Genomic DNA, 23,817 nt, shown 5'->3' with positions numbered 1-23,817 from the left:
CCGCGTTCCGTGCACGCGCCGCGTTGCGCGCGCGCAAGCCGCGGCGGGCCGACGCCGCGTCGCGCGCAGGCGACGCGTTCCGCGCGAGCGAGCCGCGCCGGACAAACGCCGCGCACTATGCGGACATCGCCTTTCGCCCCGGCACTGCGTTCGTCGCCGAAGGGGCTCGGTGGGGAAAGCTCGCGCGCTGCGCCGACGCCTTCCTCCGCGCCGACGCCCCGATTTACCCCGACGCCATCCTTCGCGCCGACGCCCCGATTCACGCCGACGCCATCCTCCGCGTTGACGCCCCGCTTCGCGCCGACCCAATCCTTAGAGCCGACGTCATGTCTCGCGCCGGCGCCATCTTTCCCGCGGACGCCCCGCTCGCGGCCGGCGCAATCCTTCCCGCCGACGCCCTGCTCCGGGCTGATGCCATCCTGCGCGCCCACGCGTCGCTTCGGGCTAAATCCATGTCTCGCGCCGGTGCGGTGCGGCGAGCGGATGCGGGCGATATGACTGGCCCCTACCGCGCGGTGGTGCTCGACCTCGACGGCACCTTGATCGACTCCGCACCCGCCATTCAGCGCATCGCCGCGACGTACCTCGCGGGTGAGGGCAAACCCCCGCTCACTCTCGACGACACTCGCGCCTTCATCGGCAACGGGGCGCGGGTGTTCTGCCAGCGCATGCTGGCGGCGCGCGGCTTGCGGTCAGACCCGGCGGCGCTGGAGGCGCGCTATCCGGCCTTCCATGCGCTCTACGCCGCAGCCCCGCCCGGTGACAACGTGCCTTATGAGGGGGCCTTCGAGGCCTTGTCACGCCTCGCCGAGGCGGGCGTGGCATTGGCGCTCTGCACCAACAAGCCCGCCGCGCCGACCCATGCGGTGCTGAACGCCTTCGGTCTTGCCGGACTGTTCGGCGCGGTGGTGGCCGGGGACACGCAGTCCCAGATAAAGCCGAGCCCGGTGCCGCTCTTGTCGGCCATCGCCGCGATCGGCGGCCGGCCCGAGGAGACGCTCTTCGTGGGGGACAGCGAGGTCGACGCGGCCACCGCGTCCGCCGCCCGTGTGGCCTTCGCCTTCCATACGCCGGGCTACGCGAAGAACCCCGCGGCCATCACCGCGGCACTCCGCTTCGCCGACTGGGACAACCTGGCAGACGCCGTCATCGGACCCCGCGACGCCTGACGCGGCGCGGACGCTCATCCGGCGGCTCCGGCCGCCGTGCCGCCCGACGCGGCGCAAACAGCTATGCGGTGGCCCCGGCCGCCATGCCGTTCGACACGGCGCAAACCCCATCAGGCGGCCCCGGCCGACATGCCGCCCGACGCGGTGCGAACCCAATCAGGCGGCTTCGGCTGCCGTGCCGCCCGACGCGGCGCAGACACCCATCCGGTGGCCCCGGCTGCAGTGCCGCCCGACGTGTCGCGAAACCCAACCGGCGGCTCCGGATGCCGTGCGGCCCGAAGCGGCGCGAACCCGATCCGGGGGTCTGGCCGATGTGCGGCCCGGACCGGCGCGTCCGACGTGCGACCCCCGCCGCCGATGGGTGGGGGCGAACGAGGCGCATGCGGCGCATGAGCGAAAACGGCGGCCGTGAAGCCGCCGTGGGAAGAGGCGCGGACGCTGGCCGCTCAGAGGATGAAGTGGCCGGAGTCGAGGTCGGCCACCAGCACGTTCTGCACCAGCACCGACACCGTGTCGGCGGCAAGGTCGCCGTCATAGTCGGCGCTGTCGGCCACCGTATCGCGGTCGAGGTCGAGCTCGATCAGAACATCCGCCCCCTGCTGGGTCAGGATGAGGTCGCGCATGTTCATCGCCGCACCCTTCACCGCGCGGAACCCGGCGAGGTGGATCTTGTCGCCGTCCTCCAGGCCGGTGATCACGTCCTCGCCGAACGCGCCGACGAAGAGGTAGGTGTCGGCGTGGTCGCCACCGTCCAGCGTATCGTTTCCCGCCTCACCGACGAGATAGTCGCTCCCCGCACCGCCGATGAGGCTGTCGTCGCCATCGCCGCCGGTCAGGTAGTCGGCGTCCCGGCCGCCGTCCAGCGTGTCGTTGCCGGCGTCGCCGTAGAGAGCGTCCGCCCCGGCCTCGCCGAACAGGATGTCGTCGTCCGCCTCGCCGTAGATCTGGTCGTTGTCGTTTCCGCCCAGCATCGAATCGCTGCCGTCGCCGCCCCACATCCGGTCGTTGTGGGCGCCGCCGTCGATGGTGTCGTCGCCGGCATCGCCGAACAGCGTGTCGTTGTAGTTGCCGCCGAAGATGAGGTCGTTGCCCTCGCCGCCTTCGACCCGGTCGTAGCCGGCACCGCCGTCGAGGATGTCGTCGCCCGCCTCGCCGAACAGCTTGTCGTTGTTGTGGTCGCCGGTGATGGAATCGTCGCCGTCCCCGCCGAGGAGCGTGTCGTTGCCCCGGTCGCCGATCACCGTGTCGTTGCCGCCGAGGCCGTAGGCGCGGTCGTTGCCGGCTCCGGTACCGATCAGCTCGTCACCGCTGGTGCCGGTGAGCATGTCGGAGCCGCGGCCGCCCATGATCGGGTCCGTCGAGGGCGCCGGCGCCGGATCGGGGCCGGGCGCGGGATCGGGGTCCGGCGCGGGGGCGGGCGCCGGCAGGCCGGACGTCAGGTCGTGGCTCCCCGCCCCGCCCGCAGTCCAGCTATAGGAGCCGAAGCCGCCGCCAGAGCCCTGCGCCGCCGCCCATCCGGTGATGGTGATGGTGCCGCTCTGCGTCGTGCCGCCCGATCCGCCGGACACGGTGATGATGAGATCGTTGTTGTTGCCGGCCAGCGCGGCGGAGATCATCGCCTCGCTGACGAGGCTGCCGAAGGCGATGGTGTTGCCGGTCTCGCCCGCGTCGCCGCCGGACGCTTCGATCGTATCGTCGCCGAAGACGCCCGCGAAGGCGAAGGTGTCGCTTCCCGCGCCACCGTTCAGCGTGTCGTTGCCGGCGCCGCCGGTGATGGAATCGTTGCCGTCGCCGCCGGACAGGCTGTCGGCATCGTCGCCGCCGTCCATGGTGTCGAGGCCCGTGCCGCCGACGAGCGTGTCGATGCCCGCCCCGCCGGTGATGACGTCGTCGTCGCTGCCGCCGTTCAGCGTATCGTTGTCGGCGCCGCCGTCCAGCGTATCGTTGCCGGCGTGGCCGAGCAGGGTGTCGGCGCCCGCGTCGCCCGACATGGCGTCCGCTCCGGCCAGGCCGTAGATGCGGTTGGCCGCGGTGTTGCCGATGATCGCATCGTCGAGCGAGCCGCCCGTGGCGTTTTCGATGACCACGCCGTTGGCGATGGTGGTGCCGCCGTGGATGCCGTTGGCGTAGGAGACGAAGCCGCCGCCGCCCGCCTCGTCGCCCAGCGTTGCGGCGCGCAGGTCGATGAGGTTGGCTCTGCCGTTGGCGCCGACGATCTCGTCCGTCCCGCCGGTGTCCCAGAGGCAATGATAATAGGTACCGGCCGCGTTCACGTCTTTGAGGGAATAGGTGTCGTTGCCGGACGCGGCGGTCGTGTTCGCGCCGTACATGATCTGCAGGGCGGCGATGTCGAGCGCCATCGGCGTGCCCGCCCAGCCGTAGCTCGGTGAGCCGGAGGCGCCGTGCGGTGCGGTCTGCCAGCCGTCGTTGTAGGACATCATCGTATAGACGCCCTGGTTCATGTCGTAGTCGCCATAGTCGCCGAACGGGCCGGAGACGCCGGGGAAGACGCTGGACGAGCCTGAGGGATCGTGCGGGTGGGACAGGCCGAGGGCGTGGCCGAGCTCGTGGATGAAGGTCACGTAGTCGTAGGAGCCGATGGCGACCGATCCCCCGACATAGCCTTCCTGGTTGACGGTGATGAGGCTCTGATAGTCGTTGTACGTATTGCTGTAGTTGCCGCCGGGGAAGTTGGCCCAGCCGAGTGCGCCCTGGCCGTCGGCGTTGTTCACCTCGGCCCAGATGAGATCGGCATCGGCCTGGCTGCCGACGCTGGTGAAGGTGATGTCCGCGACGGCCGCCATCGCGGCCATGGCGTTCTGCATCGCGGCGATTTCGGCGCCGGTGATGGACCCGAGCGCGGTGATGGAGCCGCCGGCGAGGTGGACGCCTTCGTCGCCGCTCTGCCCGGCGATATAATAACTGATCTCGGTGGCCCCGACGGATGTCCATTGGCTGCCGGACAGGAGGCCGGTCATCCAAGTATTGGTGGAGGTGGGGGCGGAGGACGGGGTCGCTGTACCAGCCATGACTCTACTTTCTACGCAACACAACACGAGGGACGCCGGTCAGGCGCCAAGGTTCGCCACTTGAACCGAGGGATACGGTGCAAGAGTGCCTTGAAGACCTGTGGCGGGGCTGGGTGATCTCGTGAGTGGAACGCGCCCCGGTCAGCCAGACCGGGGAGGAGGCGGCGAAACCGGCGAGCGGCGCGCAGGAAGGCCGGTGCCCGGCCGGGCCGTGCGGGTCATTGCGGGGCGGGTCGCGTAGGCGCCTGCTTCAGCTCGCTTTTTGCGGGGAGGGCTGGCTCAGAAGCCGGCACGTCGCCTTCAGCCGCTCGCCATATTCCTCGGCCAGACATTCGGGCGAGACGAGGAAGGACGGGCCGCCGACATTGAGGCCGTAGATGCGGTCGCCGTTGAGCGAGATCACCGGGACGGCGATGCCGTTCACCTCGGGCCGCCAGGCGGCGAAAGAGGTGGTGAAGCCGTCGCGCGCGTAGGCGGTCAACGCGTCCTCCACGCCGCGCTCGATCTCGTCGACGAGGTCGGGCATCTCCTGCTTGGCGAGGAGGACGAGATGCTCACGCTCGGACTCCGGCATGCCGACGAGGATGGCGCGGCCGATGGCGGAGGTGAAGAGCGGCAGGCGTGCGCCGACGTTCATGGTCATCGACACCGTGTGGCGGGCGCGCGCGACGGTCATGTAGACGGCGCTGAGGCGATGACGCTCGGCGAGCGCGGCGGTGACGTGAGGGTTCGACCCCTCGTCCACCAGGCGGCGCAGCTCGGTCTGGGCGCGTTCGCCGATCTCCATCCCCGCCAGCACCCCGTAGCCGAGCGAGAGGACGCCCGCGCCCAGCCGGTAGGTGCCGGTGCGCTCCGAATGGGCGAGGTAGCCGAGGCGGCGCAGCGTATAGGTCAGGCGCGTGACGGTCGGCTTCGGCAGCCCGGTGCGGGCGGCGATGTCCTGGTTGGTCAGCGTCGTCTCGTTCGGGCGGAAACAGCGCAGAACGTCGAGCCCGCGGGCGAGGGCGGTGACGAAGCTGCGGTCGTTGTCGTCGGTCTGGTCGAGGTCGTCGGACACGGGGGATGTCATGCTCACGGATGTTTCATGGCGCCGCGCCCGCCGCTCGGCGAGGTTGGCAATGAGGGGCCGGTCTGCGGCGCGACCTGGGGGAGACGTTCGCATGCCGGAACCATGGATCGCAAATGCCGTGCCGTCATGGGCAGGAGCCGGACCGGGGGCGCCATGCCGCCGGACGCGGCGACTGCCGATGGCGGTGCCCGCCGCGGGCGTTCGCGCGCCGTCCGTTCCGCGCCGGCCACGCACCTGCACGCATGTCGCCGCGCCCGGCGCCATGCGTGAGGGCGGCCTGCGTGACGGAGGGCGGTGCGGTGGCGGCGGATGTCATGGCGGGCGGGCCTTCAGCTATAGGTGAGGAAGTCGTCCGTGGTGACGGCGTCGATGTGCGGTGTCTCGTTGAAAGTATGCAAGAACCGCCGACGTGGGGTGAACTTGATGCGGCTGACGGCACAGTTTTTCATCTGAAGTTGGAGCTCCACCATCGTCTCCGGCGGCGCATTCAGCACGGTGGCGACGACGAACGCGATCGGCCCGCCCGACGACACGGCGAGCGCGGTCTCGGCACCGCTCGAAGTGATGGCGCCCACGGCGCCGAGCACCCGCTCGCGGAAGGCGGCGAAGGTTTCGGGCGGGTTCTCGATCTCGCCGCGCTGCCAGAGGTGCACCGTCTCGCGCAGCGCGCGGAAGTGGGTCTTGCGGTCGTCGTGCAGGCCCGGCGGGGGACTGTCGCCGAAGCGCGCGTCGAGCACGCCGCGAAAGTCGAACTCGTCGAGGCCGGGGAGGATGGCGGGTTCGGCTCCGGCGCCGAGGCCGCTCGCGATCCCCTCCAGAGTCTCGCGGTGGCGGCGCATGGTGCCGCGAAAGAGAGCGTCCGGCGCGCCGCCGTGGCGCTTCAGCGCCTCGCCCAGCGCGCGCGATTGGCGGTGGCCGCGTTCGGAAAGGACGTCATAGTCCGCCGCGCCGAAGGAGGCCTGGGCGTGGCGCACGAGGATCAGGTCGGCCAAGTGTTCAGCTTTCTCATAATGTCGTCGTTCGGCACGGCCGGCGGGACGGCATCGCGGCGGGCCGGACGGGTGATGATGGCGCCCGAGGCGGCGATGCCGTGGGCTCCTCGCCGGTCCCTCTCCTCGGCGCTTGCGCCGTGCGTGAGGACCCGTCCGGTCGGTTCGAGGCGCGGCGGCCGGCTCAGAGGACCTCGAACAGGCCCGCAGCGCCCATCCCGCCGCCGACGCACATCGTGCACACGACGTACTTCGCCCCGCGCCGCTTCCCCTCGATCAGCGCGTGGCCGACCATGCGCGCGCCCGACATGCCGTAGGGATGGCCGATCGAGATCGCCCCGCCGTTGACGTTGAGCGCCTCGTTCGGGATGCCGAGCGTGTCGCGGCAATAAAGCACCTGGACGGCGAACGCCTCGTTCAGCTCCCACAGGCCGATATCGTCCATGGTGAGGCCGTTCTTGGCGAGGAGCTTCGGCACGGCGAAGACCGGGCCGATCCCCATCTCGTCCGGCTCGCAGCCCGCGACCGCCATGCCGACATAGCGCCCCAGCGGGGTGAGGCCGCGCTTCTCGGCCGTCTTCGCCTCCATCACCACCGCGGCAGACGCGCCGTCCGACAACTGCGAGGCGTTGCCGGCGGTGATGGTGATGCCGTCCTTGATCTTCTGGCCGTTGATCGGCACCGCCTTCAGCCCGGCGAGGCCGTCCAGTGTCGTTTGCGGGCGGTTGCCCTCGTCGCTGGAGAGGGTCACCTCGCGGTCGGACACCTCTTTGGTGTCCTTGTTCATGACCTTCATGGTGGCGGTCATGGGGACGATCTCGTCGTCGAACTTACCCGCCGCCTGGGCCTCGGCGGTGCGCTTCTGGGACTGGAGGGCGTACTCGTCCTGCGCTTCGCGGCCGATGCCGTAGCGCTGGGCGACGGTCTCGGCGGTTTCGAGCATGGTCATGTAAAGAGCGGGAAGGTGCGCCTCGATCGCCGGATCCTGGGTGCGGAAGCGGTTCTGGTGCTCGTTCTGCACCAGCGAGATGGACTCCAGCCCGCCGCCGACGGCGATATCCATCCCGTCCGCGATGACCTGCTTGGCCGCCGTCGCGATCGCCATCATCCCCGACGCGCACTGCCGGTCCATCGACATGCCGGAGACGGTGACGGGCATACCGGCCGCCATCGCCACCTGGCGGCCGACATTATAGCCGGTCGACCCCTGCTGCAGTGCGGCGCCGATGATGCAGTCTTCCACCTCGCCCGGCTCGACACCGGCGCGGGAGAGGGCCGCGCGCACGGCATGGCCGCCGAGCGACTGGGCCTGCGTGTCGTTGAAGGCGCCGCGATAGGCCTTGCCGATCGGCGTTCTGGCGGTGGAGACGATGACGGCGTCGCGCATGAAGGTCCTTTCAGGAGTCGTGAGGCGGCCGGGACGGCCCACGTGGCGGAGGGACCGCGAGCCTTGCTTATGGCACTATGAAGGCTTGGGTTAAACGCCTTCTGCCGGTCGGGAGCGGGGGGAGGCTTTGGTCGCAGAAGGCGAGCCAGGGGGCGCGGTCTCATCCCGGATGTTGTTGTTTTGCTGTGCAGAATAGCGTTTTGAGTTTGGGTTGACAACCCGAACCATTCAAGGTCTCCTGTCAGCGGACGCAAGATCCGCCCGTGAAATGCGGGATATTTGGAGGAAACCATGAAGAAGTTTGCGCTCGCCTCCGCGGCGACGTTCGCTCTGCTTGTGTCTTCAGCATCCGCGCAGGAAGAAACCTTCCGCATCGCGTACATCGAAGGGATGTCCGGGGCCTTCGCCAACGTCGGCGACCAGGGGCTGAAGCACTTCAACTACGCGGCGGAGAAGATCAACGCGGCCGGCGGCATCAACGGCGCCAAGGTCGTCGTCGAAGCGTTCGACGGGCAGACCAACCCGCGCGAAAGCCTCGTCCAGCTCCAACGCGCGATCGACGAGGGTTACCAGTACATCACCCAGGGCAACGGCTCGTCCATCGCCTCGGCGCTGATCGACGGGGTGGAGAAGCACAACAAGCGCAATCCCGATCAGCCGGTGCTGTTCCTCAACTACGCCGCGGTGGACCCCGCCTTCACCAACGACCGCTGCTCCTTCTGGCACTTCCGCTTCGACGCCGACGCGGACATGAAGATGGGCGCCATCACCGACTGGCTTGAGGGCCAGCCGGACATCAAGAGCGTCTACATCATCGGCCAGGACTATTCGTTCGGCAAAGCGGTGGCCGCGGCGGCGGAAAAGATGCTGGCCGAAAAGCGGCCGGACATCGAGATCGTCGGCAACGAGCTTCATCCGCTGGGTAAGGTGAAGGACTTCACCCCTTATATCCAGAAGATCGCCTCGTCCGGCGCCGACGCCGTCATCACCGGTAATTGGGGCGCGGACATGCAGCTACTCGTCAAGGCCGCGGGAGGGGCGGGTCTGGAAGCGCCCTTCCTCACCTATTATGGCGGCGGCCTCTCTGCGGTGACGGCGATGGGCGAATCCGCCGTCGGCCGCGTCATGCAGGTGTCCGAGTTCCACGAGAATCTCGACGCCAGCGAGGCGCAGCTGGAAGAGATCAAGACCTTCGAGGCGCAGTCGGGGCTCGACTACTACTACGAGCGCATCTTCACCCTGATGGACATGCTGAAGGCGGCCGCCGAGAAGGCCGGCAGCAACGCGCCCGAGGACGTCGCCCTGGCGCTGGAGGGGCTGGAATATGAAAGCCCCTACGGCAAGGTGATGATGCGCGCCGACAACCACCAGCTCCTGCAGGACCTCTACCTGTCGATCCTGGCGGACGATGTGGCGGGCACGGTGGAGGGCACGCCCTTCGGCTTCAAGACGGTGGAGAACGGCAAGATCGACGCCGCGGCCACCGAGACCGAGACGACCTGCCAGATGAGCCGGCCCCGCTGAGGCATCACCGCCCGATGTGACACCGGCGCGCGCCAGCCACGGCGCGCGCCCCTTAGATCCCGGCCGGACCGCGCCCCGCCCCGGCCGCCGCGGCAGGTGCCATGGAAACCTTCGTCTTCTCCGTCCTCAACGGCGTGACCTATGGACTGCTCCTCTTCATGCTGTCCTCCGGCCTCACGCTGATCTTCTCCATGATGGGCGTTCTCAACTTCGCCCACGCCAGCTTCTACATGCTGGGCGCCTACTTCGCGTTCACCATCGGCGCGGCGACGGGCTTCTGGGTGGCGCTGTTCCTCGCCCCCGTCCTCGTCGGGCTGATCGGCGCGGCGGTGGAGCGGTGGGGACTGAGGAAAGTCCACACTAACGGCCATGTCGCCGAGCTCCTCTTCACCTTCGGCCTCGCCTACCTGATCGAAGAGATCGTGAAGATCGTCTGGGGCAAGCTCTCGATCCCCTACAAGATCCCGCCGCTGTTGGACGGTCCGGCCTTCACCCTCTGGGGCACCGACTATCCGGCCTACCGCGTCTTCATGCTGGCGGTGTCGATCACCATGCTCGTCGCCCTCTTCCTGCTCCTGAAGAAGACGCGGGCGGGGCTGATCATCCAGGCGGCGCTGACCCATCCGGCCATGGTCGGCCACCTCGGCCACAACGTGCCGAAGATCTTCATGACCGTGTTCGGCATCGGCTGCGGGCTCGCCGGTCTCGCCGGGGTCATCGGCGGCAACTACCTCGTCACCGACCCGTCGATGGCCTACGCCATGGGGCCGATCGTTTTCGTGGTGGTGGTCATCGGCGGCATGGGCTCGCTGGCGGGCGCGTTCGTCGCCTCGCTCCTCATCGGCCTCCTGCAGACCTTCGCGGTGGCGGTGGACGCGACCTTCTTCGACCTCTTCGGCTGGGCAGGGCTCGGCGCGATGACGGAGGTGGGGCGCATCTCCATCTCGTCGCTGGCGCCGATGCTGCCCTTCCTTCTCCTCGTCCTCATCCTGATGATCCGCCCGCGCGGCCTCATGGGAGACCGCGAATTTTGACCGACACCGCGCTCTCCCCCGCCCTCGGCCCGACACGGTCCGCCCAGTTCCGCGATCGTGTGCTGCCCTTCCTCGCGTTCGCGGCGGTGCTGGTGGCGATCCCCGCCTTCGGCCCCTCGCGCACCTGGCTGACGCTGTTCAACTCGATGGGCATCAACATCGTCTTCGCCCTGTCCTACACGATGCTGCTCGGCCGGGCGGGCCTCTTGTCGTTCGGCCACGCGGTCTATTTCGGTCTCGGCGGCTACCTCGCCATGCATCTGATGGCGGCGATCCCCGAGGGCGTCTGGGGCGTCGCGGGCGTCTTCGCGCTGCCGGTCGTCGGCTTTGCGGGCGGGGCGGTGGCGGGCGCGGTCATCGGCTGGCCCTCCTGCCGCCGCGCCGGCATCCCGTTCGCGATGATCTCGCTCGGCATCGCCGAACTCGTCGCCTCGGCGGCGTTCATCTTCGTCTCCGTCTTCGGCGGCGAGGAGGGGATCTCGGGCGACCGCATGAAGTGGTTCGATCCGATCGCCATCGGCGGCCTCGAGATCGACTTCACCATGGGCCCGCTCGGCGATGTCTACTGGTTCATCGCCTTCTGGACCTTCCTCGCTACCGTGCTGATGTACGCCTTCACCCGCACGCCGCTGGGCCGCATGTCCGAAGCGGTGCGCGACAATCCGGAGCGCGCGGCCTTCGTCGGCTACAATCCGCAGCAGGTGCGCTACCTCGTCTTCATCGCGGCGGGCGGCTTCGCGGGTGTCGGCGGCGGAATGGCGGCGGTGAATTTCGAGATCTTCACGCCCGAGAACCTCTCCCTCGCCCCGTCCGGCTTCGTGCTCCTGATGGCCTATATCGGCGGCATCCGCTATTTCGCCGGGCCGATCCTGGGCGCGGTGGTGCTCACCTGGATGCAGTCGAGCTTCTCCGCCTACACCGAGGCGTGGCTCCTTTATCTCGGCCTCCTCTTCATCGTCATCGTCATGTTCGCGCCGGACGGGCTGGCGGGCGTGGTGGCACGCCTCGCCAAGGGGGTGACGGCGCCGGGGGCCGCACCGCGGCTCGGCCGCTGGGCGGGGCGGACGGTGGCGGCGCTCGTCGCGCTCACCGGGGTGGTGGTGCTGGTGGAGGTCGCGGTGCGCTGGTCCGGCGGCTACGGCGAGACGTTCGAGCCCTTCGGCCTGCCGCTGCCGGCGGACGAGCCGATCACCTGGGTGCTGGTGGGCGTGCCCATCGCGCTCGGCCTCACCCTCCTGCGCCTCGCCGCCACGGGAGACGAGCCATGAATTCTGCCATGAATTCCGCCGTGACCCCCGCCATCGAGATCCGCGGCCTCACCAAGAATTTCGGCCAGGCGGAGATTATCCGCGGGGTGGATCTGACCATCGCGCCGGGGGAGCGGCACGCGATCATCGGCCCCAACGGGGCGGGGAAGTCGACCCTCTTCAACCTCGTGTCGGGCATGTTCAAGCCGACGGCGGGGGAGGTGCGGCTCCATGGTGAGCGCATCTCCGGCCTGCCGCCTTATGCGGTGAACCGGCGCGGCCTGTCGCGCTCCTTTCAGGTGTCGTCCGTCTTCACCAACATGACGGTGCGGGAGAATGTGCGCTGCGGCGTGTTGTGGTCGATGGGCCAGAAATACGCCTTCTGGAAGAGCGTGCGCGCCTCGCGGGCGGTGCAGGAGAGGACGGCCGAGATCCTCGCCATGGTCGGGCTGACGGACAAGGCCGACCTTCCCGCCGCGCTCCTGCCCTATGCCGACCAGAGGACGCTGGAGATCGCCATCACCATCGCCGGCGGCCCCTCCGTGGTGATGCTGGACGAGCCGACCGCCGGCATGAGTCATTCGGAGACCGCGCGGGCCGTGGCGCTCATTCGCGCGGCGACGGCGGCCAAGACCCTTCTCATCGTGGAGCACGACATGGGCGTCGTTTTCGGCCTCGCCGACCGGATTTCGGTGCTGTGCTATGGCGAGATCATCGCCACAGGCACGCCGGAGGAGATCCGCGGTGATCCGCGCGTGCGCGAAGCCTATCTCGGCGACGAGGCTGGGCTGGAGGCGGCGCAATGACCGACGCTGCGGTGCTGGACCGGGCCGAGGGCGCGGGGGAGGCGGCGGACCCCATCCTCGCCGTGCGCGGCCTCCATGCCTATTACGGCAAGAGCCACGTCCTTCAGGGCGTCGATCTGACGGTGGGGCGGGGCGAGGTGGTGGCGCTTCTCGGCCGCAACGGCGTTGGCCGGTCGACCACGGTGAAGGCGATCATGGGCGAGGTCGCGCCGGTGGGCGAGGTCTGGTTCAAGGGCGCGCTCATCTCCGGCCGCCCCAGTCACGAGATCGCCCGCGCCGGCCTCGGTTACGTGCCGGAGAACCGCGACATCTTCCCGATGATGACGGTGCGCCAGAACCTCCTCCTCGGCATCAAGGACCCGCGCCGCCCCGGCCGCTGGCGGGTGGACGAGATGCTGGACATGTTCCCCAACCTCGCCGCGCGCGCGGATACGGCGGCGGGTGTCCTGTCGGGCGGAGAGAAGCAGATGCTCACCATCTGCCGCACGCTGATGGGCGACCCGGACCTCATCATGATCGACGAGCCGACCGAGGGGCTGGCGCCGAAGATCGTGCAGCAGGTGGGCGAGCTCATCGCCGGCATCGCGCGGGCGGGTGTGGCGATCCTCTTGGTGGAGCAGAAGCTCTCCATCGCGCTGAAGATCGCCGCGCGGGTCTATGTGATGGGCCATGGCGAGATCGTCTATTCCGGCACCCCGGCGGACTTCGCCGGGCGGGACGACGTGCGGCGCGAGTGGCTGGAGGTATAGGCTGGGCCTAGGGCCTGCCGGGCCGCGCCTGGACCGCGGCGTGGTGCGGCGATAGGGTTTCCTTCCGCGCCACGCCCTCGGCGCCAGTTATGATCGGACGTCTCCCATGCGCACCTTTCTTCTCGTTCACGGTGCCTGGCACGGCGCCTGGTGCTGGGCCGCCGTGCGGGACCGCCTTGAGGCGGCCGGCCACCGGGTCGAGACGCCGATCTTGAGCGGTCTCGGCGAGAAGGCGGATCTGCTGCGCCCCGGCATCACCCTCAACGACTGGGTGGACGAGGTCGCCCGCCTCATGAGCGACAAGGCGCTGACCGACGTCATCGTGGTCGGGCACAGCTTCGCCGGCTCGGTGGTGTCCGGCCTCGCCGAGGCGGTACCAGGGCGCATCGACCGCCTGGTCTATCTCGACGCGATGGTGCTGGAAGGCGGAGAGGCACCGTTCGACACGATGGACCCGGCGATCGTGGAGGGGCGGCGCGCCGCGGCCGAGGCGTTCTCCGGCGGGCTGACACTGCCCAAGCCGCCCGCCGCAGCGCTCGGCGTCCTCGAGCCCGAGGCCGCCGCCTTCGTTGAAGCGCACATGACCCCGCATCCGTTTTCGACCTTCGTCGAGCCGCTCGCCCTGGACAGGGCGCCGGGCGAAGGGTTCGACTGCACCTATGTCGCCGTCACCGAGCCGGAATATGCGCCGCTCGTCACCTCGCGCGTGCGGGCGAAGGCCTACGGGTGGGACTATCGCGAGATGCGCACTGGGCACGACATGATGATCACCATGCCGGACGAGACGGCGGAGCTGCTGCTGGCGCTCGCCGAGAGCTGAGGGAAGGAATGACCGGACCCGCGAAGGGCGCGCACTCCGGGAGACGAACGGCACGGCCGACGCGGCGCCGCGTTCTGGCGGCCGCGCCGCAGGCCGCCGCTGTCATCGGCCTCGGCAGCGCGGCCGGCGCCCTGCCGCCCGATCCGGCCCGCGCCGCTGACGAGGGGAAGGTCGAGGACCTGAAGAACGCCGGGGACGGCGGGAACGCCATGCCGCCGCTTGCCACGCGCATCGACCTTGCGGTTCAGGCCGGCGTGCTGCCCGGCCTTCACGCCGTCCACGTCGAGCAGGGGGGCGAGGTGGTGGCCGCCCGCTACTTCACGGGCGAAGACAGCGAATGGGGCATCGACCTCGGCACCGTCACCTTCGGTCCGGACACGCTGCACGACCTGCGCTCGATCACCAAGAGCATCACGTCGCTGCTCTACGGGATCGCGCTGGAGCGGGGCGAGGTGCCGCCGCTCGACGCACCGCTGATGGACGCCTTTCCCTCCTACGCGCATCTCTCCACCGCAGCGCACCAGTCGATGCGCATCTCCCACGCTCTCAACATGTCGCTCGGCTTGGAGTGGAACGAGGACGTTCCCTACAACCACCCCGACAACAGCGAGATCGCCATGGAGATGGCCGATGACCGCTGGCAGTTCATTCTGACCCGCCCTTTCGTGGCTCTTCCGGGCGAGGTCTGGCGCTACAATGGCGGCGCCACGGCGATGATCGGCCACGTCATCGAACGCGGAACGGGAATCGACCTCGCCGACTATGCGCGCGAAAGGCTTCTGGCGCCGCTCGGCATCGACAGCTTTTCCTGGTCGCGCGGGTGGGATGGTGTGGCCGCGGCCGCCTCGGGAATGCGCCTGACCGCACCGGGCCTCGCCAGGATCGGCCGCATGGTGCTGGACGGCGGTGTGTTCGAAGGGCGCCGCATCGTCCCGGCCTTCTGGATCGAGGCGCTGAGGACGGCGGAGATCACCACCTCCTTCGGCATCGGCTACAGCCGTAGCTGGTACATCACCGAGCAGCCGCTGGGCCGCTCCGGCGGCACGGCCACGACGCTTTCGGCGATGGGCAATGGCGGGCAGCGCCTGTTCGTGATCCCGTCGCTGAACCTCGTCGGCGTGATCTATTGCGGGAAGTATAATGAGCCCGACCAGTGGCTGAACCCGATGATCGTGCTTCAGCGCCTGATTTTGGCGGACCTCTGAGAGGGCGGGGGGAGGCGCGAAAGCGTCTGCCATGCGGCGACGATGCGCGCACCGGCCGAGACGGTGCACAGTGCCGCGAAGGCGAAGGCGAGCGGCGCGAAGGCCCACGGTAACAGCGCCATGAGGCAGAAGACGGCGATCGTTTCGGCCCCCTCGGCGAGGCCGGCGAGGTAGTAGATCGTCTTCTTGCCTTGCGCCTCGGTCGCGAGCCCGGCCTCCGCGGCGACGGCGGAGAAGGCGAGGAAGGTCGCCCCGTTGGCATAGAAGCTGAACAGGAGACAGGCGGCGGCAAGCCCGTTCTGCTGCGGGTCGACCAGCGCGAAGGCGAGCGGGATCGCGCCGTAGAAGATGAAGTCGAAGACGATGTCGATATAGCCGCCGAGGAGGGTGGCGCCGCGCTGGCGGGCGAGGGCGCCGTCGAGCCCGTCGGCGAGGCGGTTGAGGATGATGAGCCCGAGCGCCCATTCGAACGCGCCGCAGACGATCGCCGCCGCGGCACCGAGCCCTGCGACGAGCCCGGCCACCGTGACCGCATCGGCGGAGACGGGAAGGCGGCGGGCCCGAGCGGCGACCCTGTTCAAGATCGGGTCGATTATGAGACGAAGTCGCGCGTCGTACATTTATTTCCAATTTCGGCAAATTTCGTGCGCGCTGCTCAACCCGCGGCAAGTTTACGCACGTTTGACGGTATGCAATTTACACGGAAGGGTTTCTTTCAGTTTTGTTTAAACCTGCTAAACCCTTGGGAAGGGTGATGACAATTTGGTGATGCTGCGCTGAAGAGCGACTGAGGCCGCGATGAATACGGCCATGCCGTGGCTGGCGACAGGGTGGGGGCGCATCATGGCGGACCAACGCGGCGTGAAAGATGCAAGAGCCGCAGGCCACGGCGAGACAGGACAGCAGAACCGGCGCGACGCACCGCAGCGCGCCGATGGGCACTGGATGTACAGGCAAACAACACAATCCATCGACGTGACGGTCGAGCCCCGCTACTTGCCGGAGCACTCCGCGCCTCAGGCGAACCGTTATGTTTGGGCCTATACGGTGACGATCCGCAACGGCGGGCTGGAGACGGTACAGTTGCGCCGCCGTCATTGGACGATCACCAACGCGCTCGGCCAGGTGCAGGAGGTCGACGGTATGGGCGTGGTCGGCGAGGAGCCGCGCCTGTCGCCCGGTGAAAGCTTCGAGTACACGTCCGGCTGTCCGCTGACCACGCCGTCCGGTTTCATGGTCGGACGGTACGAGATGGAGCGCGAGGACGGTACGACCTTCTCGGTCGACATTCCGGCCTTCTCGCTGGACATGCCCGACGCGCGCCCCCTGATGAACTGAGGCGGGAGAGCCGCGCCGGCAAGAACCGAGGCGGCATCGCGTCGGCTGAGCAGCCGGTCCGCTCCGCCCCGGTCAGTTCGCCGAGAGGGTGCGGTGACGGGCGCGCGCGCCGCGCTCCAGCGCAGCGACGATGAGCTTTTCCAGCCCCAACCGGTCGCGCAGCATGGCGAGGAAGCGCAGCTCCTCCTGCTGGATTCGCAGATCCGCCGCCGCCACTTCCACCGCCAGCGCATAAGCGGTTTCGTACAGCGTCTTCGGCACGCAGGTGGCGATGAGGTCGAGCACGGTGTCGAGCCCATCGTCCTCCTGCAGGATGTCGCCGCAGGTCTCGGCCAGATGCACAAGGCGGTCGGAATCGAAGTCGCGGAAGACCGGCACGGTGTCGACGATCTCACCGATGCGGCGCAGCTCGGAATCGGTCATCGTCCGATCGACGGCGGACATCGTCACCATCGCGAACACGAGGGCTTCGTGGTGGGAAATGGGCTGGTCCATGGCGTGTCCGGCTTATCTCGACTATCGGTGCCCCTTAGCACCTTGATGAGCCTCATGCTACATCGAGCCGCGCACCGAGGGCCACGATGCGCGCCCCGCCGCCGGCTGCTTCGCGCGGGCTCTCCGCCCGCTGCCGACTCCTCTGGCCAGACCCGCGTTCTGTCTTTATGTACCGGCCACCGCACGGTGTGTGCGGCCCTCCACCGCCATGCCGCACGAGCCGCCGCGGGCCGCGAAACCGAGACCGCGGCGATCCGGGCCGGTATCGGGCTGCTCGGCGGCTTGTGAGGGAGGCGACCGGCCCTTCGGGGCATCCTCAATCTGTCGAATGATGAAGTGACATGCTGACCACCTCTTGGGAGACCGACGACCGTCTGATCAAACCGGGCACGGCGGAGGTGCGAAAATCCTCCGGACTGCCCAAACGTTCAGCGGCCGCGACATGCAAGGTGGCCGTCATGACCCGCGATGAGGCTTTCGACGAGCCGCGCCCGACCGAGGAAGGAACCGCCCGATGAGCGCCATTGCCCAAAACGCCAAGGCCTGGCCTTTCGAGGAGGCCAAGAAGGTCGTCGACCGCCTGAAGGGTGAGACGCGCACGGCGATCTTCGAGACCGGCTACGGCCCGTCCGGCCTGCCGCACATCGGCACCTTCGGCGAGGTGGCGCGCACGACCATGGTGCGCCGCGCGTTCGAGGCGCTGACGGACGGGGCCGTGCCCACCCGCCTCATCGCCTTCTCGGACGACATGGACGGGATGCGCAAGATCCCGCCGACCTTGCCGAACCAGGACAAGATGGCCCCCTTCATGGGCCGCCCCTTGACCGAGGTGCCGGACCCCTTCGGCACGCACGAGAGCTTTGCGCACCACAACAACGCTCGTTTGCGCGCGTTCCTGGACGATTTCGGATTCGACTACGAGTTCAAGTCCGCCACCGAGACCTACCGCTCGGGCGAGTTCGACGATGCGCTTCTGGCGACGCTGCGCAACTACGACGCGGTGATGAAGATCATGCTGCCGACGCTCGGGCCGGAGCGGCGGGCGACTTATTCGCCCTTCCTGCCGATCCACCCGGAGACGCGCGTCGTCGAGCAGGTGCCGGTGTTGGAGACCAACCCGGACGCGGGCACCATCGTCTGGCAGGACGCGGCCGGCAAGAGGTTCGAGACGCCGGTGACGGGCGGCCACGCGAAGCTGCAGTGGAAGCCCGACTGGGCGATGCGCTGGGCCGCGCTCGGCGTCGACTACGAGATGGCCGGCAAGGACCTCATCGATTCGGTGCAGCAGTCGTCGAAGATCTGCCGGGCGATCGGCGGCACTCCGCCGGCCGGATTCAACTATGAACTGTTCCTGGACGAGAACGGCGAGAAGATCTCCAAGACCAAGGGCAACGGCCTGTCGGTGGAGGAGTGGCTCACCTACGCCTCGCCGGAGAGCCTTTCGCTCTTCATGTTCCAGAAGCCGAAGACCGCCAAGCGGCTTTATTTCGACGTGATTCCGAAGGCGGTGGACGAGTACTTCACCTTCGCCGACAAGTATGCCGGCGAGGACGAGGCGAAGCGGCTGGAAAACCCGGTCTGGCACATCAAGGGTGCGCCGGAGACCGCCAGCGGGACGCCGATCTCCTTCGCGATGCTGCTCAACCTCGTCTCCGCGTCGAACGCGCAGAGCCGCGAGGTGCTGTGGGGCTTCATCTCGCGCTATGCGCCGGGGGCGACGCCCGAGAGTGAACCGGAGCTCGACAAGCTGGTCGGCTACGCGATCCGCTACTTCGCCGACTTCGTGGCGCCGACCAAGACCTTTCGCCCCGCGACGGAGATCGAGCGCAAGGCGCTGGAAGACCTGTCGGCGCGGCTGGACGGGATGGACGGAGCCGCGGCCGAGGACATCCAGAACGAGGTCTACGCGGTCGGCAAGGAGCATTTCGAGCAGCTTCGCGACTGGTTCGGCGCGCTCTATCAGGTGCTGCTCGGCCAGCCGCAGGGGCCGCGCTTCGGCTCCTTCGTGGCGCTCTACGGCGTGCCGGAAACGCGCGCAATGATCGCCGAAGCGCTGGAGCGTGACGCGGCCTGACCCTCTCGCGCCGGTTGTCGGAACATGAAGCGGGCGCCCGGCGGCGCCCGCTTTTTTTGTCGGCCGGCGGCTGCTACTGCGCCAGCGTGTTGCGGATGCGCGTATCTTCCGCGGCGGGGGTGTCGGCCATGTCGACTGGGCCCTCCATCGCCGCCAGATATTCGGCGAAGGCGTCCTGCTCGGTGCCTACGTTGGTGAACTGCGCCGCCCCGTCGGCCACCACGTCGGTGTCGATGAGGTCGACCACGTCGGCGAAGGCGGCGTCGGCCTCCACGAAGGCGGGGAAGGGATAGCCGTCACCACCCGTCACGAGGAAGCTCAGCGTCACCGCGCGGATGCCGTCCGCATAGTCCGCCGCCGCGTCGGTGAGGGCGCCGTCCTCCACCAGGGTGACGTCGCCGCCGTCCGGCCCGGCGCCGGTCAGGCTGAGGGCGACGATGCGCCCGCCCGCCGGTCTCGCCGGGTCGAAGGTGAAGGAGAGGCCGCCGACCTGCGGGAAGCGCCCCGGCGTGTTGCTGGGGACACCGTCGTCCGAGAAGGTGCTCTCCGCGACGCCGTGCTCCAACGCCTCCACGAGCTGTTCCGGCGTCAGCGTGATCAGGGACAGGCTGTTGTTGAAGGCGAGCGCCTGTTGGATCTCCAGCTCGGAGACTTTGCCGTCGTCGCGCGGGATGGAGGCGCGGATGCCGCCGCCATTCTTCAGCGAGATCAGCACCTCGTCGTCGGTCAATGCGCGCGCCGCGGCGAGGTTGGCATCCGCGGTGAGGCTGCCGAGATTGGTCTCCTCGGTGCGCACGCCCGGCCCGCGGCTGCCGTTGAGGTCGACCGCGAGGTCCGCGAAATAGGTCTGTCCCGAGGCGGTCAGCACCGCATCCGACAGGGCGGTGACGAGGTCGCGCAACGTGGCGGCGGGCGGCGAAGCGTCGATGGCGGCGGCCAGCTCGGCGGCGCCGGTGACGCGCAGAACGCCCGCCTCGTCGGTGGCGAAGGCGCCGGATATCGCGGGGTCGATCGTCGTCGGCATGATCTTGCCGTCGTCATCGAACCCGATCACCAGACGGCCCACGTAGGAATATTGCCCGTCCGTTGACACGATCGCGACCGGCGCGCCGTCAGCGTCTTCGGTCAGGATCGGGTAGGGTCCCTGCGCATCGTCCCCTTCGCGCAAGATGTCGCCGTCGTCCGCAAGGCGCGTATCGGAGCCGCCGGCGATGATGATGTCGACACCGGAGAGCTTGCCGGCGAGCTCCTGTTCCAGCGCCGCCTGCTGCAGGTGCGAGGTGATGATGATCTTGTCGAGGCCCTGGCCGGTCAGCTCGTCGATGAACGGCTGCACCACGGCGGCGAGCGCGTCGATGTCGTCCGAGGTGGGCTCGGTCGTCACATCGTCTTCGGCCGTCGACGGGTCGCCGCCGGGCGAGGAGATGGTGGCCAGCAGCGGCGTCGTGATGCCGATGACGCCGAAGCGCGTGCCGTTCGCCTCCAGCACCGCGAACGGGGCGATAACGCCGGACTGTTCCTCTGCGGCGGACAGGCCTTCGCCCTTGTAGATCGCGCGCAAGGGGCTTTGCGGGCCGACCACCAGATTGGCCGACAGCAGGGGAAAGGATGCGCCGACCCACGTATCCGACGCCGCGAGGACGCCGAGAAGTGGGCCCTGACCGAAGTCGAACTCGTGGTTGCCGATGGCGGAGGCGTCGAAACCGATGATATCCATCGCCGCGATGTCGAAGCGCCCCGTGGCCGTCTCCTGAGCGTCCACATCGTGGCCGATCGCCCTCATGGCGGTGGTCAGCGCCTCGGAAAGCTGGCGGGCGATCTGTGGGTCGGGTGCCCCTGCGGCGTTGGAGAAGGGGCTGGGGATCAAGTTGTCGCCGGCCGAAAGGACCAGCGTCGTGTCATAGTCCTGGCGCAGCCGGTCCACGATCGCGGCGAAATTCGGCGCGTTCTCCACCGCGTCGGCGTTGCCTTCGAGGTCCGAGGCGTGGAGGAGCTGGAGGGTGAGCGCGGGTGCTGCCTCCTGTGCGATTGCGGGCACGAACGAGCTTGTGGAGGCGAGAAGTGCAAGTCCAAGTGAGGTGCGGATCGCCGGCATAGGAGCCTTCCCATTGTGGTCTGGCCCAGCTTGTCGCCCCGCGCGGCGTCCGTCCACCATGACCGGCGACAACGTGATGTGCGGCCGCATGAATTGCGCCCTCAGTACAGAGAAAGGGGGCCGGAGCCCCCTTTCGTTTCGCGTTGCGGGCGGCCTCAGCCGGCGAAGTCGATGTCCGACACGCCGGGAATCGCCAGATTGACGATGCGGGTGTCGAGATCGGCCGCGGTGTCGGCGATGGCGAAGTCCGTCGCCGGGTCGTCGTCCACGCCGTAGAACTCGGCGAGGTATTCGGCGAAGGCGTCCTGCTCGGAGCCGACATAGGTGAACTGGGCCGCGCCGTCGGCGATGAGCTGTTCGTCGGCGAGGTCGACGCGGTCCTGATCGGAGATGGCATCGAACGGGTAGCCGTCGCCGCCGGACGCGAGGAAGTCCAGCGTGACGATGCGGATGGAGCCGAGCGCCTCGCCCGCCGCCGTCACCGCGCCGTCTTCGTAGATCACCACGTCCGCGCCGCCTTCGCCCGCACCCTCGACGATGACGGTGGAGACCTTCTCGCCCTCGGCCGCGTTCGGATCGAACGACAGGCGAACCCCGGCGAGCTGCGGGAAGCGCCCTTGCGCGTTGGTCGGCTCGCCGTCCGCGTCATAGGTCGACTCGGCGACGCCGAATTGCAGGATGTCGACCAGCTCCTGCGCGGTGGCCGAGACCAGCGACAGCTCGTTGTTGAAGGCGAGCGTGGCCTGGATGTCGAGCTCGGAAATGGACCCGTCGCCCGCCGAGATGGAGGCGCGGATGCCGCCGCCGTTCTTGATCGACACGAGGACGTCCTCGCCGGTCAGCTCGCGCGCATACCACAGGTTGGCGTCGGCGGTGAGGTTGCCGAGGTTGGTCTCCTCGGTGCGCACGCCGGGCTCACGCTCGCCGTTGAGGTCGACGGCGAGGTCGGCGAAGAGGTTCTGGCCCGAGGTGACGAGCACCGCCTCGTTGATCGTGGAGGTGAGGGTCCGCACCTGCGAGCCCGCGGTGGAGGCGTCGATCGCCTCGTCCAGCGTGGCGGCGCCGGTGACGTCCAGAACGCCCTGCTCATCGGTGGCGTAGGCGCCGTTGATGGCCGGGTCGAGCAAATCGACGCGGATGTTGCCGCCCGCGTCGAACTCCGCCACCAGGCGGCCGACGTAGGAATATTGGCCATCGGTGGACATGATGAGCGCGGTGTTGCCGCCCGCGTCTTCCACGACCACCGGGTAGTCCGCCCCCGCCTCGTCGTCCTCGCGCAGGCGGTCGGTCGCGTCGGCCGAGATCGTGTCGGAGCCGCCCGCCAGATAGATGTCCACGCCGCTCAGATACTGCGACAGTTCGGTTTCCAGCGCGAACTGCTGCAGGTGCGAGGTGAGGATGATCTTGTTGACGCCCTGGGCCTCCAGCTCGTCCACGTAGGGCTGAAGGATGGCGGCCAGCGCCTGCATGTCGTCCGCACCCGGAGGCGAGTTGACGTCGTCGTTCGGGTTGTTCGCATCGCCGAAGGTGGAGGAGAGGACAGACAGGAGCGGCGTCGTCGCGCCGATCACGCCGAAGGTCTCGCCGTTCTTCTCGATGATCGCATAGGGCGCGATCTCGCCGTCACCGCTTTCGTCCGCCGTGATGCCGTCCTGCGAATAGATCGCCCGGAGGACGCTTTCCGCCTCGATGTCGAGGTTGGCGGAGAGGTAGGGGAAGAGCGCCCCGGTCCATTCGTCCGACGCGCCGGCGATGGCGAGAAGCTGATCCTGGCCGAAGTCGAACTCGTGGTTCCCGATGGCGGAAGCGTCGAAGCCGATGGCGTTCATGATCGCCATGTCGAAGCGGCCGCGATCGGTGACGAGGCCGCTGGCGTCCTCGCCCGTCACCTCGGACATGACCTGCTGGAGAACGGCGTTCAGCTCGGCGCGCACGGCCGGATCCGCGGTCCCGGCGGCGTTGGAGAAGGGCGAGGGGATGTAGTTGTCGCCCGAGGAGAGGACCAGCGTGGTCTCGTACTCGGCGCGCAGCGCTTCGACGATGGTGGCGAAGTTCGGCGCCGACACCGCCGCGTCGGAGTTGCCCTCGAGGTCGGAGGCGTGGAGGAGCTGCAGCGTGGTGGTGCCGGCGGCCTCGTCCGCGGTCAGCGTGTTGCCGTCCGCGTCCTCGAAGGTCTCGACGTTGCTGACGAGATGGCGGGCGGAGCCGTCCTTCGCCGCCAGGATGATGAGGTTGCCGCGGGTGGTGAACTCATAGTCGGAGAAGCGGCCTTCAACGACCACGGTGTCATCGCCGCGCCCGCCATTGACGAAGGTGCGGCCGGTGCCGGCGTGGATCAGATCGTCGCCCGCCTCGCCGCGGATGCGGTCGTCGCCGCCGTCGCCGAGAAGGGTGTCGGCGCCGTCGCCGCCGAGGAGGAGATCGTTGCCGTGGCCGCCGGCGATCCAGTCGTCACCCACATAGCCCTTCAGCGTGTCGTTGCCGTTGCCGCCGAGGATAACGTCGTCGCCGAAGCGCCCGTCGACGAAATCGTCGCCCGGCCCGCCGGCGAAGTAGTCGCCCAGGCGGTTGCCGATCAGGCGGTCGTCACCGTCATCGCCGTAGAAGGCGCCGGTGGTGAAGGGGCTGACGGTGAAGGCGTCGTCGCCGGTCGTCCCGATGTCCAGCGTGCGGACCTCGAGGTTGAGGGACTGGATGACCTGGAGCAGGCGGCCGAGGTCGGCATAAGGCGTGTCGAGAAATTGATCCACCGGGGGCTCCCGCAAAGGTGATGCTTTGGGGCGTCCG

At 68.6% G+C, this 23,817-nt stretch carries 19 protein-coding genes; 11 read left to right on the top strand and 8 right to left on the bottom strand.

Features of this window, described 5'->3' with window-relative positions; all coding sequences use genetic code 11:
• Positions 1-23: 23 nt before the first annotated feature.
• A complete protein-coding gene (locus tag BIX52_RS22785; RefSeq protein WP_108676448.1) occupies positions 24-1,169 on the top strand; it encodes an HAD family hydrolase in 1,146 nt (381 codons plus the stop codon).
• A 446-nt stretch (positions 1,170-1,615) separates the two neighbouring features.
• Here the strand turns inward: BIX52_RS22785 and BIX52_RS06500 are convergent, their stop codons facing one another.
• The 4 genes from BIX52_RS06500 to BIX52_RS06485 all read right to left on the bottom strand — a co-directional run bounded on the left by BIX52_RS06500 (position 1,616) and on the right by BIX52_RS06485 (position 7,643).
• Positions 1,616-4,198 (bottom strand): M10 family metallopeptidase C-terminal domain-containing protein, encoded by a 2,583-nt coding sequence (locus tag BIX52_RS06500; protein WP_108676447.1) that lies wholly within the window; start codon positions 4,196-4,198, stop codon positions 1,616-1,618.
• A 250-nt stretch (positions 4,199-4,448) separates the two neighbouring features.
• A complete protein-coding gene (locus BIX52_RS06495) occupies positions 4,449-5,267 on the bottom strand; it encodes an IclR family transcriptional regulator (RefSeq protein WP_075220256.1) in 819 nt (272 codons plus the stop codon).
• 329 nt (positions 5,268-5,596) lie between these two features.
• Positions 5,597-6,259: a histidine phosphatase family protein gene (locus BIX52_RS06490; RefSeq protein WP_075220255.1), complete on the bottom strand. Its 663-nt coding sequence runs from the start codon at positions 6,257-6,259 to the stop codon at positions 5,597-5,599.
• 181 nt (positions 6,260-6,440) lie between these two features.
• Positions 6,441-7,643: an acetyl-CoA C-acyltransferase gene (locus BIX52_RS06485; protein WP_075220254.1), complete on the bottom strand. Its 1,203-nt coding sequence runs from the start codon at positions 7,641-7,643 to the stop codon at positions 6,441-6,443.
• Positions 7,644-7,934: 291 nt separating this feature from the next.
• On the opposite strand from BIX52_RS06485, the gene BIX52_RS06480 reads away from it, so the two are divergent.
• The 7 genes from BIX52_RS06480 (at position 7,935) to BIX52_RS06450 (ending at position 15,028) form a co-directional block, all read left to right on the top strand.
• A complete protein-coding gene (locus BIX52_RS06480; RefSeq protein WP_075220253.1) occupies positions 7,935-9,167 on the top strand; it encodes a branched-chain amino acid ABC transporter substrate-binding protein in 1,233 nt (410 codons plus the stop codon).
• A 101-nt stretch (positions 9,168-9,268) separates the two neighbouring features.
• Positions 9,269-10,201, top strand: a complete 933-nt coding sequence (locus BIX52_RS06475) for a branched-chain amino acid ABC transporter permease (protein ID WP_075220252.1) — start codon at positions 9,269-9,271, stop codon at positions 10,199-10,201.
• Positions 10,198-11,469: a branched-chain amino acid ABC transporter permease gene (locus BIX52_RS06470; protein ID WP_075220251.1), complete on the top strand. Its 1,272-nt coding sequence runs from the start codon at positions 10,198-10,200 to the stop codon at positions 11,467-11,469. Before BIX52_RS06475 ends, BIX52_RS06470 begins: the two co-directional genes overlap by 4 nt.
• Before the next feature lie 20 nt (positions 11,470-11,489).
• Positions 11,490-12,254: an ABC transporter ATP-binding protein gene (locus BIX52_RS06465; RefSeq protein ID WP_075220727.1), complete on the top strand. Its 765-nt coding sequence runs from the start codon at positions 11,490-11,492 to the stop codon at positions 12,252-12,254.
• A 53-nt stretch (positions 12,255-12,307) separates the two neighbouring features.
• On the top strand, positions 12,308-13,003 hold the full coding sequence (locus tag BIX52_RS06460; RefSeq protein ID WP_075220726.1) for an ABC transporter ATP-binding protein: 696 nt from the start codon (positions 12,308-12,310) through the stop codon (positions 13,001-13,003).
• Between the two features lie 106 nt (positions 13,004-13,109).
• Positions 13,110-13,823 (top strand): alpha/beta hydrolase, encoded by a 714-nt coding sequence (locus BIX52_RS06455; protein WP_075220250.1) that lies wholly within the window; start codon positions 13,110-13,112, stop codon positions 13,821-13,823.
• Between the two features lie 8 nt (positions 13,824-13,831).
• A complete protein-coding gene (locus BIX52_RS06450) occupies positions 13,832-15,028 on the top strand; it encodes a serine hydrolase domain-containing protein (protein WP_245803143.1) in 1,197 nt (398 codons plus the stop codon).
• Here BIX52_RS06450 and BIX52_RS06445 read toward each other — a convergent pair.
• On the bottom strand, positions 15,001-15,609 hold the full coding sequence (locus BIX52_RS06445) for a CDP-alcohol phosphatidyltransferase family protein (protein WP_342743815.1): 609 nt from the start codon (positions 15,607-15,609) through the stop codon (positions 15,001-15,003). The two genes, BIX52_RS06450 and BIX52_RS06445, sit on opposite strands and share 28 nt — an antisense overlap.
• A 364-nt stretch (positions 15,610-15,973) precedes the next feature.
• Between BIX52_RS06445 and apaG the strand changes: the two genes are divergently transcribed.
• The gene (gene apaG, locus BIX52_RS06440) at positions 15,974-16,366 is read left to right on the top strand and encodes a Co2+/Mg2+ efflux protein ApaG (RefSeq protein WP_075220724.1); all 393 of its coding nucleotides are present in this window, start codon (positions 15,974-15,976) and stop codon (positions 16,364-16,366) included.
• 72 nt (positions 16,367-16,438) lie between these two features.
• On the opposite strand, the gene BIX52_RS06435 is transcribed toward apaG, so the two are convergent.
• Positions 16,439-16,861: a tellurite resistance TerB family protein gene (locus BIX52_RS06435; RefSeq protein ID WP_075220248.1), complete on the bottom strand. Its 423-nt coding sequence runs from the start codon at positions 16,859-16,861 to the stop codon at positions 16,439-16,441.
• A gap of 341 nt (positions 16,862-17,202) precedes the next feature.
• Here BIX52_RS06435 and BIX52_RS23210 point away from each other — a divergent pair, with 341 nt between their 5' ends.
• Positions 17,203-17,379: a hypothetical protein gene (locus BIX52_RS23210; RefSeq protein WP_157956210.1), complete on the top strand. Its 177-nt coding sequence runs from the start codon at positions 17,203-17,205 to the stop codon at positions 17,377-17,379.
• Positions 17,376-18,935 carry a lysine--tRNA ligase gene (locus tag BIX52_RS06430; protein ID WP_075220247.1) on the top strand — a complete coding sequence of 520 codons (1,560 nt, stop codon included), beginning with the start codon at positions 17,376-17,378 and terminating at the stop codon, positions 18,933-18,935. Before BIX52_RS23210 ends, BIX52_RS06430 begins: the two co-directional genes overlap by 4 nt.
• Before the next feature lie 73 nt (positions 18,936-19,008).
• Here BIX52_RS06430 and BIX52_RS06425 read toward each other — a convergent pair whose 3' ends face one another.
• Positions 19,009-20,973: a bifunctional metallophosphatase/5'-nucleotidase gene (locus BIX52_RS06425; RefSeq protein ID WP_139312722.1), complete on the bottom strand. Its 1,965-nt coding sequence runs from the start codon at positions 20,971-20,973 to the stop codon at positions 19,009-19,011.
• Positions 20,974-21,185: 212 nt separating this feature from the next.
• The gene (locus tag BIX52_RS06420; protein ID WP_075220245.1) at positions 21,186-23,780 is read right to left on the bottom strand and encodes a 5'-nucleotidase C-terminal domain-containing protein; all 2,595 of its coding nucleotides are present in this window, start codon (positions 23,778-23,780) and stop codon (positions 21,186-21,188) included.
• Positions 23,781-23,817 lie beyond the last annotated feature (37 nt).

The sequence above is a fragment of the Acuticoccus yangtzensis genome, assembly GCF_001927245.1.
Taxonomy (GTDB): Bacteria; Pseudomonadota; Alphaproteobacteria; order Rhizobiales; family Amorphaceae; genus Acuticoccus; species Acuticoccus yangtzensis.
The sequence above is the reverse complement of the archived record's forward strand: the minus strand, read 5'-3'. Positions and strand labels throughout refer to the sequence as shown.